At 60.3% G+C, this 11,974-nt stretch carries 13 protein-coding genes and 1 pseudogene; 7 read left to right on the forward strand and 7 right to left on the reverse strand.

From position 1 onward, the window contains the following. Nucleotide 1 precedes the first annotated feature (1 nt). The 3 genes from AC3WL8_RS30520 to AC3WL8_RS30530 are packed head-to-tail and all read left to right on the forward strand — an operon-like array spanning nt 2 to nt 1,922. Nucleotides 2-694 (forward strand): ABC transporter ATP-binding protein, encoded by a 693-nt coding sequence (locus tag AC3WL8_RS30520; protein ID WP_035815640.1) that lies wholly within the window; start codon nt 2-4, stop codon nt 692-694. Further along, nucleotides 684-1,067, forward strand: coding sequence for a YciI family protein (locus AC3WL8_RS30525; protein ID WP_035815639.1), 384 nt, complete (start codon nt 684-686; stop codon nt 1,065-1,067). Before AC3WL8_RS30520 ends, AC3WL8_RS30525 begins: the two co-directional genes overlap by 11 nt. A gap of 6 nt (nt 1,068-1,073) precedes the next feature. Continuing rightward, a complete protein-coding gene (locus tag AC3WL8_RS30530) occupies nt 1,074-1,922 on the forward strand; it encodes an NAD(P)-dependent oxidoreductase (RefSeq protein WP_492379519.1) in 849 nt (282 codons plus the stop codon). A gap of 222 nt (nt 1,923-2,144) precedes the next feature. Here AC3WL8_RS30530 and AC3WL8_RS30535 read toward each other — a convergent pair whose 3' ends face one another. The 6 genes from AC3WL8_RS30535 to AC3WL8_RS30560 all read right to left on the reverse strand — a co-directional run bounded on the left by AC3WL8_RS30535 (nt 2,145) and on the right by AC3WL8_RS30560 (nt 7,369). Next, nucleotides 2,145-2,549 carry a GlcG/HbpS family heme-binding protein gene (locus AC3WL8_RS30535; protein WP_035815636.1) on the reverse strand — a complete coding sequence of 135 codons (405 nt, stop codon included), beginning with the start codon at nt 2,547-2,549 and terminating at the stop codon, nt 2,145-2,147. 79 nt (nt 2,550-2,628) lie between these two features. Next, complete coding sequence (locus tag AC3WL8_RS30540) at nt 2,629-3,522, reverse strand: fumarylacetoacetate hydrolase family protein (RefSeq protein ID WP_492379520.1); 894 nt, start codon at nt 3,520-3,522, stop codon at nt 2,629-2,631. Further along, on the reverse strand, nt 3,523-4,074 hold the full coding sequence (locus AC3WL8_RS30545; RefSeq protein WP_035815634.1) for a VOC family protein: 552 nt from the start codon (nt 4,072-4,074) through the stop codon (nt 3,523-3,525). 30 nt (nt 4,075-4,104) lie between these two features. Further along, nucleotides 4,105-5,148, reverse strand: coding sequence for a CDP-6-deoxy-delta-3,4-glucoseen reductase (locus AC3WL8_RS30550; protein WP_035815633.1), 1,044 nt, complete (start codon nt 5,146-5,148; stop codon nt 4,105-4,107). A 296-nt stretch (nt 5,149-5,444) separates the two neighbouring features. Further along, the gene (locus AC3WL8_RS30555) at nt 5,445-6,362 is read right to left on the reverse strand and encodes a LysR family transcriptional regulator (protein ID WP_035815631.1); all 918 of its coding nucleotides are present in this window, start codon (nt 6,360-6,362) and stop codon (nt 5,445-5,447) included. 128 nt (nt 6,363-6,490) lie between these two features. Beyond that, nucleotides 6,491-7,369, reverse strand: coding sequence for a LysR family transcriptional regulator (locus AC3WL8_RS30560; RefSeq protein WP_035815629.1), 879 nt, complete (start codon nt 7,367-7,369; stop codon nt 6,491-6,493). Nucleotides 7,370-7,480: 111 nt separating this feature from the next. Between AC3WL8_RS30560 and AC3WL8_RS30565 the strand changes: the two are divergent. Then, nucleotides 7,481-7,594 (forward strand): annotated as a pseudogene (locus tag AC3WL8_RS30565) (oxidoreductase); the annotation flags it as partial. Between the two features lie 8 nt (nt 7,595-7,602). Further along, nucleotides 7,603-8,625 (forward strand): alpha/beta fold hydrolase, encoded by a 1,023-nt coding sequence (locus AC3WL8_RS30570; protein WP_492379521.1) that lies wholly within the window; start codon nt 7,603-7,605, stop codon nt 8,623-8,625. Here AC3WL8_RS30570 and AC3WL8_RS30575 read toward each other — a convergent pair. Continuing rightward, complete coding sequence (locus tag AC3WL8_RS30575; RefSeq protein ID WP_492379522.1) at nt 8,616-9,548, reverse strand: LysR family transcriptional regulator; 933 nt, start codon at nt 9,546-9,548, stop codon at nt 8,616-8,618. The genes AC3WL8_RS30570 and AC3WL8_RS30575 overlap by 10 nt on opposite strands. Nucleotides 9,549-9,814: 266 nt before the next feature. Here AC3WL8_RS30575 and AC3WL8_RS30580 point away from each other — a divergent pair, with 266 nt between their 5' ends. Then, the gene (locus tag AC3WL8_RS30580; protein WP_492379523.1) at nt 9,815-10,399 is read left to right on the forward strand and encodes an isochorismatase family protein; all 585 of its coding nucleotides are present in this window, start codon (nt 9,815-9,817) and stop codon (nt 10,397-10,399) included. Between the two features lie 155 nt (nt 10,400-10,554). Next, entirely contained in the window at nt 10,555-11,952 is a 1,398-nt protein-coding gene (locus tag AC3WL8_RS30585; protein ID WP_492379545.1) for an efflux transporter outer membrane subunit, read from the forward strand. The last annotated feature ends 22 nt before the right edge of the window (nt 11,953-11,974 follow it).

Here is an 11,974-nt window from a genome sequence, read left to right on the forward strand (position 1 = left end):
TATGAGCCTGCTGGAACTGACGTCGGTTGAGGCCGGCTACGGCGCGAGCCAGGTGCTGTTCGGTGTCGACCTCTTCATCGATGAAGGCGAAGTGGTAACGCTGCTCGGCCGCAACGGCATGGGCAAGAGCACGACCGTCAAGGCCATCTCCGGCCTGCTACGGCCGAGGCGCGGCAGTGTGCGCTTCAACGGATGCGAGGTGGCCGGGATGGCGCCGGAACGCATCAGTCGAAATGGGATCGGCCTGGTGCCGGAAGGCCGCCGGATTTTTTCCAACCTGACGGTATACGAGAACCTTGTTGCGTTCGCGCGCCGGGGCCAGTGGACCCTGCCGCGGATATACAAGCTGTTTCCGGTCCTGGAAAGGCGTAAGGGCAACATGGGCTTCCAGCTCTCTGGGGGCGAGCAGCAGATGCTGGCCATTTCGCGGGCGCTGCTGACCAACGCCAGGCTTCTGCTGATCGACGAGGCGACCGAAGGGCTGGCGCCGCTGATCCGCCAGGAGATCTGGCGCTGCCTGCACGAGGTGAAGAAGGAGGGCCAGTCGATCCTGGTGATCGATAAGTACATCCAGAACCTGATTGACCTAGCGGATCGTCACTACTTCATCGAAAGCGGACGGATCGGATGGACAGGGAGCAGCGCGCAGCTGACTGAACAGCCGGAGATCTGGGAGCGATATCTTGGAGTCTGATCGTTCGCCTGTAGATTCATTGATTGCCGGCATGCTCAACCAGAAACTATATGTGATGCTACGCCGGACCGTGCGCGCCGAGTTGCTGACCGACGAACTCGTCGCGCTTCATTTGAAATGGATGATCGCGCAGGAGCGCGAGGGAGTGATCTTCGCCTCTGGCCCATTCATCGTGCGCGGCCGGCCGCGTGGTGCTGGCGGCGGCATGACTGTATTGCGTGCGACCGATGAGCAGGAAGCGATAGCAATCGGCGATACTGACCCGTTTGTGGCTGCTGGCGCCGTGGAATACGAGTTGCTCACCTGGATGCTGATGGAAGGCGGCCTACGCCTTACTCTCAACTATTCCACCGGAAAATTCGAACTTGGTTAAGAAGAGATGACATCTATTGGAATTCTGGGAACGGGTGGCATCGGCCTGGCCATCGCCCGCAAGCTCATTGGTGCGGGTACAGTGCCCTTCGGCTATCGCCGCGCTGACAACTCCGCCTTTGTTGAGGCCGGCGGCCGGCACTGCGCGTCGGCGGCGGAGTTGGTCGACCAGTCGGATATCGTGCTGTTGTGCGTGCCAGACGCGGCGCTCGAATCCCTGTTTTTCGGCGCAGGTAATGTGCTCGCGCACGTCAGGGCCGGTCAGACATTCGTCGACCTCGGGGTAGCGCCGATCGAGCTCAAGCGCAAGGTGCGCGACCGCTTGTCGCGTGCATCAGCAATCTTCCTTGACGCTCCCGTCATGGGCAATCCGCCGCTGATCGAAGCGGGTCGCGCGGTGGTATACATGAGCGGAGAGGAGGAGGCCTGCCGCGTTGTCGAAGACGAACTGCGGAAGTTCGCCGCCGCCCGTTACGTGGGAAAGTTCGGCGACGGCTCCAAGCTGAAGTACGTGTCCAACATGCTGCTCGCCGTACATACGGTCGCCGCGGCAGAGGCGGTTGTCTACGCGAAGAGATCGGGGCTCGACATCGGCACGTTGCTCGACCATATCCCGCCGATCGCGCAGTCCGGTGTACTCGGCATGCGCGGCAAGACGATGGCCAGCGGCGCCTACGGTAAGGGTGCGGGCACGGTATCGATGCTGCTCGACGTGATCAACGTGATCCACGACGACGCGTTGGCGTCGGGAATAGAACTTACGTTCCTGGGCAGCGCGAAGCAGTACTATGAAAGAGCGGTATCCGAAGGGTTGGGAGACTCAGGCACCGAGAGCTTGGTGGAAGTGATCTCCTGAAGTGCGCATGGGGCTCGCTTGAACGAGGAAAGGCCGGAAATGTTGCCGAGAACATTTCCGGCCAATTTCGTTGTCGAAACGCATGCGCGCAAACCGCTTCCACCCTGGCACTGCCACGCGGTCATTCTCTACCTGCGGTCGATCCGCAGGATTGGCACGCCGCGTCGTTAGCTGCGTCGACGATTGGCGCGTGGGGAAAACTGGCCGCCCGCGCCAGGCGGGCTAGGCCAGCGCAGCGATGCCAGCGCGTGCGATTTCAACATCTTCGTTGGAGCGGACGCCGCTCACACCGATCGCCCCGGCGCAGCTACCGTTGACCATGATTGGCACGCCGCCTTCCAGAAGGCAATCCAGGCCGGGCGCCGTCAAGAACGCCTGCCGACCTGCATTGACCATATCTTCATAGAACTTGCTTTCACGCTGGCCCATCGCCGCCGTGCGGGCCTTGGCGGCTGCGATGTAAGCGGTTGCGGGTGGGGCACCATCAGCCCGCTGCAGCCATTGCAGATGGCCGCCATCGTCGACGATGGCAATCGTCACGACCCACTGTTTTGCGCTGGCATAGGCCAAGGCAGCGTCGGCTACCTGCTTCAGTTCCGCCATACCGAGACTGATCTTCTGATACATCCTTAAGTCCTCTCCATTAATGGCAGCGCCGGCGTCAACGTGCGCCGGCGCTGCCCGCTAGTCTCAATCGCTACGCCGCTTATGCGATCGTGAATTCGAACTCGCCAATGTTCTCGATCCACTGCTTGACGACATCGCCCGGCTTCAGGAAGTCGCTGTTCGGCATGCCAACCCCGGCTGGCGTACCCGTCAGGACAACGTCGCCCGGGAGGAGCGTTACGCGCGAGGACAGATGGGAGATCTGGTCGGCGATGTCGAACAGCATCTGGTTGGTGTTGGAATCCTGCTTGAGCCTGCCGTTGACCCACAGCTTCATGCTCAGGTTCATCGGGTCGCCGATGAATTGCGCAGGCGTGATGGCCGGGCCCATCGGGCAGGAACCGTCGAATGACTTCTGGCCGATCCAGTCATAGCGGAAGGGCGAGGTCTCTGCCGCTTCGGGGCGGAAGATGTGGTCGCGAGCGGACAGGTCGTTGGCGACGGTATAGCCAGCGACATGGTCAAGCGCTTGGTCCCGCGACACATCCTTTGCAGGCTTGCCGATGACGACCGCCAGTTCCACCTCCCAGTCGAGCATCTTCGACCCGCCGGGCAGCGCCACCTTGGTGCCGGGACCCACCACGCTCGATCCGGTCGCCTTGAGCGAGTGCCAGGGTTTCTCGCCGCTGCCCTTCGGATCGGGGTTGATATTGAGCTTGAGGCGCTCCCTCATTTCCTCCACGTGGTCCTTGTAGTTCGCACCCGCGAAATAGATGTTCCGCGGCGCCGGAAGCGGCGCAACCAGTTCGGCATTCTTTACGTCTTCCCGCTCGGCCAGTTTGGGGCCAAGCGTCGCGAGCTTTGTGGAAGCGTTGGACCAGTCCGCGAGCACTTCGATCATGTCGTGGTAGGCGCGGGACGGGTAAATCTTGCCGTTGTTCATCATGCCGGTGCGCACGCCCTCGGGCACCTTGAAAGTAACGAGCTGGATCATTTAGTCTGCCTTTCCGAAGATATTGAGTTCAGGAAGCGCGTTGAGGTCGGCTTTTTCGTCGTCGGAGAACCGGTCCCCGAAATCGAAGAAGTCGTCATGCTGGAACCCGTTCGGGTAGTACTGGATTTCCCACCAGTTGTGGTCCAGGTCTTCCAGGTAGAACGAGTACACGCTGTGCTGCTCGTGCGGTTCCAGCACCTGGCGGATCTTGTACTGGTCTTTGTACTTGAGCGCCGCCTGGTAGGCAGCGTCCACGCTCTCGCGCGACGTGACGTCCAGCCCCCAGTGGTTAAGCACGTTGCAGGGGTGGACCGCGTCGCCGACTTCCACGCACACAATGTGGAAGCGCATACCCAGGCGAACCGACATCGACGGTTTTGCGTGGCGGCGGCACTCCAGGCCGAGGAACTCCTCGTAGAACTTGCGGGACTCCTTCAGGCTGTAGCATTCCAGTGTGCCATGTCCCAGGCAGAAGGGTTTTACGTGCGAATTGCGCTCTGGGACGGGCGCGGTGAAGTCCGCGGGAATGGCATCTTCGATGTTGATTTCCATGGTGTTGTCTCCTCAGTATTGCCGGGCAGCTCAAGCTGCGGCTTTCTGCCGGTCTGCTTCGTTGATGAAAGAATCGGCGTAGAACTCGCCTTCCGGAAGGCCGCACCGCGCCGTGAAATCGCGGCGGGCGGAATCGACCACGACCGGCGCGCCGCAGGCATACACCTGACAGGCGGACATGTCGGGGAAGTCTTCCATGACCGCCTCGTGCACGAATCCGCTGCGACCGGTCCAGTTGCATTGCGGGGTGGCGTCACTCACGACAGGAATGAACTTGATGTGGTCGTGCTCAGCGACCCATTTCTCGGCAAGCGCAGCCATGTAGATGCATGCACGTGTGCGACCGCCCCAGTAGAGGGTGATGGGACGCTTGTTTCCGCACGCGATGCTGTGGTCGATGATGGACTTGATCGGTGCGAAGCCGGTGCCCGAAGCAAGCATGATCATCGGTTTGTCGCTGCGCGCGCGCCAGTAGAAGGACCCGAGCGGCATTTCCAGCATCATGGTTTCGCGCAGCCTCATCGTGTTGAACACGTGTTCCGTGAAGCGACCACCGGGAACGAGGCGGACGTGCAGGTCAAACTGCCTTACACCTTCGCTGGCGGGGGCGGTCGCGATCGAGTAGCTGCGGCGTGTGCCGTCCTTGAGCAGGAAGTCAACGTACTGGCCGGCCTTGAAGACGGTTGGCTCGTTCGGCGGCAGGCCGATGGTGATCAGCATGACGTCTGGCGCTACCCGTTCGAGATGCAGGACGCGGCACGGCAAACGGCGCACCGGGAAGGCTTCCGCGGGGTCCAGCTCGCCGACTTCGATGCTGCAGTCGCCGATGGCTTTGGCCGAGCACAGCAGCGCCTTGCCGGCACGCTTGTCGTCGTCACTGAGGTAGGTCGGGTGGACATTGCCGAAATCAACCTTGCCGTGCTTGACGGTGCCGCGGCAGGTGTTGCAGACACCAGAGCGGCAGCTGAAAGGCATGAGCAGGCCGGCAGCCAGGCCGGCCTTCAGGATCGTCTCGCCGTCGTCGCACTCGAACTGGTTGCCACTGGGCAGCAGGGTGATCGTGTGCCTGGTCATGACAAGAGCCCCCAAGCCGCTGCGATCGGGGAATTGGGCGCTGTCTTAACATGCACTGACGGGCACAGCTGAGATATCTTCATCGCGTCTCCTCCTTCTTCGGGAATGCGATGGGAGGTTAGGGCGCGACTCGCAGTGCGTCTATGCAGTGGCGTCAATGTAAGGTATTGACGCAGTGAATACCGGGGGGAGTCGGGAGGTGCGAGGCGGAAATCGCCAGGATCAGGCCAGCTCGCGGATGGAATGTGCCCTGCACGCATCAGCAGAGCATTGATATGTCAATGCCGTTCGGCGTGTCAGGTGGGAAACAAGCTCTTGAACTGGGCGCGTAGCCACTGATTGGCAGGGTCGTGGTGATAGCGTGCGTGCCAGTATTGGAATATCTCGATATGCGGAATATCGAACGGCAGGTCGAAGACCTGCACGGGGGCCGTTTCGCAGAACGCCTGCGCCAGCACGGACGGTACGGTCATGATCAGGTCGGTGCTGGAGATGATCTTCGGGATGCCGAGCGAATTCGCTACGCGCAATGCGACACGGCGGCGCACGCCGTGTTTCATGAATTCTTCCGCGAGGAGCGCCTCCAGCGCGGCGTGATTGCCGAGAGCAGGCACGTAGGAGATGTGCGAGGCGTTCAGGTAGGCGGGCAGGGTCAGGATACCGTCTATTTGGGGATGCCCCTTGCGGGCAACGGCGACGTAATGACCTGTCGTCACGCGCTGGCGGAAAAAGCTCGGCCCGAAATCTGAAAAATAGCCGATAACAAGGTCCACGTCGCCATTTGGCATCGCCGCCTGCGCTAGCTGCGATGTCATTTCCATAGCCTCGAGATCTACCCCGGGCGCGATCTCGGCGAAGCGGGTGACGATCTTCGGCAAAAAGACGCGTTGTCCCATTTCGTTCATACAGATGGAAAAACGCCGACAGGAGGTCATCGGGTCGAAGTACCGCTTGTCCTCGATCGCCCGGCGGAGTTGTCCCAGCGCCTCCTGGACCGGTTCCGCCATTTGCAAGGCCAGCGGCGTTGGCCTCATGGCACCATCAGAACGCACGAACAGCGGGTCGCCGAAGAAATTCCGCAGGCGCGCGAGCGCGTTGCTCGTGGACGGCTGGGTCAGCCCCATCTCCTCTGCGGTCCTGGACACGCTGCCGACACGAAGCATCGCATCAAAAACCAGCAGGAGATTCAGGTCCAGTGAGTAGAGCTTGTTCATCGTTGCGTCGGGGTGGACGAATTGATTGTATCAATAGTAGGCCGCTGCCAGTTGAAGGGAATGAGCCACGGAAGCGCCGGTCAACTCCGGGATCGTCATGGCACGTTGCGACCCCGGTGAGAGCGGTCTCACTGCTCCAAGCGCTCTCGCAGGAACTCGATAAAGCGCTGCGTCTTCGCCGGCAGCAGACGCGTCTCGGTGATGGCATAGACGGGGATGGGTGTGGCCTGCCACTGTGGCAGCACTCGACGCAGTAGCCCATTGGCCACGTCGTCACCAATGATTGCTTCCGCCAATACGGCGATGCCGAGGTCGAGCGTCGCGAGGCGCCGGATCATGCCCACGCTGTTGAGCAAGAACCGGCCGCCGACTGCGACTTCAACCGTTTTCGTCGCGTCATTCAGTGTCCATGCGCTGGCTTCCGTTGTGCGCAGCCGCAGACACTCATGCCGTACAAGATCGGCCGGCTGGCTTGGCTCGCCGAAGCGTTCGATGTACTGCGGCGAAGCGTAAAGATAGCGGGGCAGGCGGGCGAGGCGGCGCGCGATCAGGTTCGAACTTGGCGGTTCCCCCATGCGGATCGCGACATCGAATGGCTCGGCCACCAGATCGACGCGCCGCGGCGTGAGGTCGAATTCAAAGCCGATGCCAGGATAGCGGTGGGCGAATTCCGCGATCAGCGGCGCCAGCAAGATATTGGCCAAATCCACCGGCAGCGAGGCATGCAGCACGCCACTGGGCTGCGCCAGCATTTCGCCGAGTTGCTCGTGTGCAAGCCGCGCCTCGTCGACGATGCGCTTGCAGCGCTCGAAATAGACCTGGCCGGCTTCGGTCAGCTCGATCTTGCGTGTGGTGCGATGCAGCAGGCGCAGCCCGATCGCCTTCTCCAGGGAGCTGATGCGGCGCGACAGTGTGGAGTTCGGCACACCGATTGCCTCGGCCGCCCGGCGAAAGCTCCTGGCTTTGACGACCTCCACGAACAGGGCCATGTCGTTCAGCAGTTCCATTCTGACTGCTCCATGAGTGGATCAATCAATTCAATTTTGCCATATTTATCCCGCGAGTGATTTGCCGGATGATGCTTTACATCAACCAATCACTTCGTAGCACAGCACAGCATGAACCAGCTATTTGCCCCCATTCGCATTGGTCGCCATTCCCTGCCCAACCGCCTGGTCATGGCCCCGATGACCCGTTCGCGCGCCGATGATGCGGGTGTACCAAGCGACGTCGTCTGGTCATGAGCGAACGTATTGCGTCTTCCGCAGAAAGAGAGAACCTGATGAATATCCCGTTGATTCAAAGGATGAAACGCGCAGCCGGGTACGGCTCAGTACACGATGTTCCCCAACTGGCGGCAGGATTTACGGATGTCTTCGAAAGCTATCTGGTGCCGGCTGGCGACCTTACCCTGCATGCCGTCATCGGCGGCCAGGGGGCGCCGCTGCTACTGCTTGGCGGGTGGCCGCAGAATTGGTTCGCATGGCGGCACTTGATGCTGCCGTTGGCGCGATCCTTTACGGTTATCGCCGTCGATCCCCGCGGCGTGGGACTCTCGGACAAGCCGGCAACCGGTTTCGACTCCAAGACGCTCGCCGCCGATATGTTCGCGCTGATGGATGCGCTAGGCTTTGAGCGCTTCGCTATGGCCGGCCACGACATCGGGATGTGGACTGGCTTCGCGATGGCGTACGACCAACCTGACCGGATAGACCGGATCGCGCTCGGTGAAGCGCTCATTCCAGGCGTATCGGACTCGCCACCACTTCTCCCCAACGAGCGTTGGCTGAGCGATTTCCTTTGGCACTTCAACTTCAACCGTGCGCGCGAGGTCAATGAGCGCCTCGTCGAGGGACGCGAGTCCATCTATTTCGGCCACCAGTTTGCGACGAAGGCCGGCTCTCCCGACGCTGTTCCCGCCTACGCGAGAGCGTTCTACATCGAGCAACTCAGGCGCGATCCAAACGCGCTTCGTGCAAGCTTCGACTATTACCGGGCGATAGACGAATCGATCCCTCAGAATCGTGAACGTGCGCGCAGTGCGAAGCTAACGCTGCCAGTGCTGGCGTTCGCCGGCGAACTGGCCTGTGGCGGCAGCGTGGAAGCGGAACTGAGGACGGTGGCGGATAACGTGCAGTCGGTGATCATCGCGGGCAGTGGCCACTATCCGGCGGAAGAGAAACCGGAGGCCATGCTCGAGGCGCTCCAGGCGTTCTTCGCGCCTTACGCGGATGGGGAGCACGACGCGATGCTCTATCTCTGAGGCGGCGCTGCTGGGCCTTCCGGCCATGGGATGCCCTTGATCGCTTCGATGACAAGGCTGCGAAACCAGATACTCGCGGGATCTTTGTGGAAGCGTTGATGCCAGTAAAGTGCAATCTCGAATGGCTCCAGGGCCAACGGCAGGGGGCGAAGGACCAGAGGGTAGAAACGAGCCAGCACATTGGCCAGGGCTTGAGGCGCTGTCCAGATCAGATTGGAGGCAAGAAGGGCGTGGGGAGCTGCCAGGTACTGCGGCATGCGCAGCTTGATGCGCGATTTTGCTCCGGCCTCGAGCAGGGCGCGCTCGAGAAGGATATGCCCACTGCCCGAGTACGTAATTAATAGATGGTCCTGTGCCAGGAACGCTTCGAGGGGGAGGTCGGGTCTCGTTGCAAGCGGATGGCCAGCCCGCATCACGCAAATGTATTCCTCCTGGAACAGCGGGCACTTGTAGATATTGCGTTCGAGAGCCGGCAGATAGCCTACCGCAACGTCCATGCGGCCGGTCGCAAGAGCGGACAGGGTTTCGTCGATCGGCGCGTAGACGGTCTGGATGCTGCTCTGCGGTGCGGCACGCAGTAGTTCCTGCTGAATGCGTGGCAGCAACACGACTTCGCCTATATCCCGTGTGCGCATCGTGAATTGACGCCTGGCATGCGTTGGGTCAAAGGGCATCAAGGTGCCAGTAGTCTTGCGGATTGTCGACAGAGAGTCGAGCAGCGCTCCCGCAATTGCCGTGGCCAGAGGCGTCGGCTCCATCCGCCGGCCGACCAGCATGAACAGCCGGTCCCCATACTCCGCCCGAAGCCGCTTCAGGGCGCTGCTGACCGCCGCCTGGGTGAGCCCCAGATTCTCCGCGGCCGCAGTGACCGATCGATCTCTCCAAAGCGCCTCAAACACATAAAGCAGGTTTAAGTCTTTCAAGGTTTCTCCCTGGTCGGTCAACCGCAGAAGGTGCTCCGTCTTCGCCCGCGGTAACACCAGATTGCCTGTGCTGCACGCCGGAGAAGCATAAACCAGGTTTATACATTGGTTTTAACTGAGCCATCTGGCTTTAGAGGGGCTGCGGCGACAAGAATGCGGCTACAACAAAAAGCAAGCGTGAATCAGCGACAACATTGCGACCGACATTGAAAACAGTCCCAATCCTGGGGCGTTAGTGCCCCAGCCCTACAGCCAGGAGATTCATCATGACGTACGAAAAATTCAGTGCCAACAATGCCGCGCTGCTGTTGATTGATCACCAAGTTGGGACTATGGGATGGGTGAAATCTATTCCGTTCGACGAGATGAAACGCAATGCGCTGATGCTCGCAAAGGCGGCAAGCATCCTGAAGCTCCCGGTGGTACTGACTTCCAGCATGGAGGAGTACGCTCAGGGGCCGCTGTTGAGCGAACTGGAGCAGATCCTGCCCGCCGAGTTTGCTTCCCGCGTCAAGCGCCTGGGTATCGTCAACGCCATGGACGATGAAAACTTCGCCGCCGCCGTCAAAGCTACGGGCCGTAAGAAGCTCATCATTGCCGGTGTCACCAATGACGTCTGCACGGTCTATCCGGCGCTGAGTCTGGTGCGCGATGGGTATGAAGTTCAGGTAGTTGCAGATGGTGGTGGCTCACCAAGTGTCATGGCCGATGACATCGCATTGCGGCGGATGGATAAAGGCGGCGTGACGCTGACCACCACCAACCAGCTGATTGCAGAACTCGCCGGAAGCTGGGCTACGCCAGAAGGCGGCCAATTGGTGCAAGTGTTGATGACAGCGCTTCAAGGCTAAAAGCGTTCTTGGAAGACTGGCAGAACTTCGACGTGAGGTTCTGCCAACCTGAGATCCGGTGACGTTTGACCGTGAGAACGCATCCCAGACCAGTTCCATATCCAGCCTCACTATTGCAGCGGGGGCTCAGGGTGATCCTCGCATCGGCCGCGACGGTGACGCTGGCTTCGTGTTTGAGTTCCGGAGGTCTGGCAAGGAATTCAGCATTAGATACCGCGGCTCGGTTGACTACCAGTCGGAGTTTGGAGAGCACTTCAATCGCCCCTGAATCCTGGCCGAGTGAAGCTTGGTGGACGACGTTTGGTGACCACCAGTTAGACGAGCTCGAGCGGAGGGCATTGAGCGGTCAACCAAGTCTACGCCTGGCAGCGGCCCGCGTCCGCCAGGCAGAAGCCCTTGTTGGAGTCGCCGGTGCTAATCGTTTTCCGCAAGTTGGGGCGAGCTTGAAGAGCACCCGACAGCGATACAGTGCAAATAGCACGGTGCCGAAGCCACTGGCCGGCAGCTGGGACGTCTTTAGCGATCTGAGCCTGGGCGTCAGTTACGAAATAGACTTCTGGGGGAAGAACCAGGCAACGTTTGAAGCCGCCCTGAATCGAGCGCAGGGAATAGAAGTTGACTATCACGCAGCACAGTTGTTACTCACAACATCGATTGCGCGCACCTATCTCAGGCTTGCGCACGGTTATGCGCAAAGAGACCTTGCCGAAGCCACATTGAAAGAGCGCGAGAAAATTCTGCAACTTACCCAGCAGAGAGTTGCTGCACAAATCGACTCAAAAATCGAGTTAAAGCAGGCAGAGGCCGCTCTGCCCGCCACACGAAGCGCCATCGCGAGCTTCAATGAACTCATCGCGCTGACGGAGGCACAACTTGCACAGCTCGTGGGCGAAGGCCCCGACTGGGGCATGGCCATCTCCCGTCCACGACTAAACCTGTCCACGCCAGTTTCACTGCCGAGCAATATCCCCGCGGAACTCATTGGTCGGCGCCCTGATCTGGTAGCGCAGCGGTGGCGCGTTGAAGCGGCTAGTAAAGACATCGAGGTGGCGAAGGCGCAGTTCTACCCGAACGTTAGTCTGACAGCGTTCATGGGCTTCCAGAGTCTTGGATTGCCGGATCTTCTCACCGCAGGCAGCCGCGTCATAGGAGTGGGGCCCGCGATCTCACTTCCTATCTTCGACGGAGGCCGCCTCCGGGGAAACTTGGCGGCACACCAGGCGGAGTATGACATTGCGGTCGAACAGTACAACGGAAATCTCATTGCCGCGGTACACGACGTAGTCAATCAGCTAACGTCAATGAAATGGCTCAGGGAACAAATCGACGAGCAACACCAAGCCCTCATCCTGGCGCAGGAAGCCTTTGAGCTCTCAACGAATCGATACAAGAGTGGTGTCGGTAACTACCTCCAGGTGCTTTCTGCGGAGAGCCTGGTACTTACACAAAAGCGGATTCTGGTCGAGCAAGAGGCGCGCGGGCGTGAATTGACAGTCGACTTAATTCGCGCGCTTGGCGGCGGCTATGTCCCGGAAGAAAGTACGGAGCAGTAACGCCGATCGAGCATGGCAATGC

This window comes from Cupriavidus sp. FW305-F7, assembly GCF_058782875.1.

Bases quoted from the DNA above. Each gene is read 5' to 3' on its own strand.
- AC3WL8_RS30520 (WP_035815640.1), top strand. From the start codon at position 2: ATGAGCCTGCTGGAACTGACGTCGGTTGAGGCCGGCTACGGCGCGAGC.
- AC3WL8_RS30530 (WP_492379519.1), top strand. From the start codon at position 1,074: ATGACATCTATTGGAATTCTGGGAACGGGTGGCATCGGCCTGGCCATC.
- AC3WL8_RS30535 (WP_035815636.1), bottom strand. From the start codon at position 2,549: ATGTATCAGAAGATCAGTCTCGGTATGGCGGAACTGAAGCAGGTAGCC.
- AC3WL8_RS30540 (WP_492379520.1), bottom strand. From the start codon at position 3,522: ATGATCCAGCTCGTTACTTTCAAGGTGCCCGAGGGCGTGCGCACCGGC.
- AC3WL8_RS30545 (WP_035815634.1), bottom strand. From the start codon at position 4,074: ATGGAAATCAACATCGAAGATGCCATTCCCGCGGACTTCACCGCGCCC.
- AC3WL8_RS30550 (WP_035815633.1), bottom strand. From the start codon at position 5,148: ATGACCAGGCACACGATCACCCTGCTGCCCAGTGGCAACCAGTTCGAG.
- AC3WL8_RS30555 (WP_035815631.1), bottom strand. From the start codon at position 6,362: ATGAACAAGCTCTACTCACTGGACCTGAATCTCCTGCTGGTTTTTGAT.
- AC3WL8_RS30560 (WP_035815629.1), bottom strand. From the start codon at position 7,369: ATGGAACTGCTGAACGACATGGCCCTGTTCGTGGAGGTCGTCAAAGCC.
- AC3WL8_RS30570 (WP_492379521.1), top strand. From the start codon at position 7,603: ATGAGCGAACGTATTGCGTCTTCCGCAGAAAGAGAGAACCTGATGAAT.
- AC3WL8_RS30580 (WP_492379523.1), top strand. From the start codon at position 9,815: ATGACGTACGAAAAATTCAGTGCCAACAATGCCGCGCTGCTGTTGATT.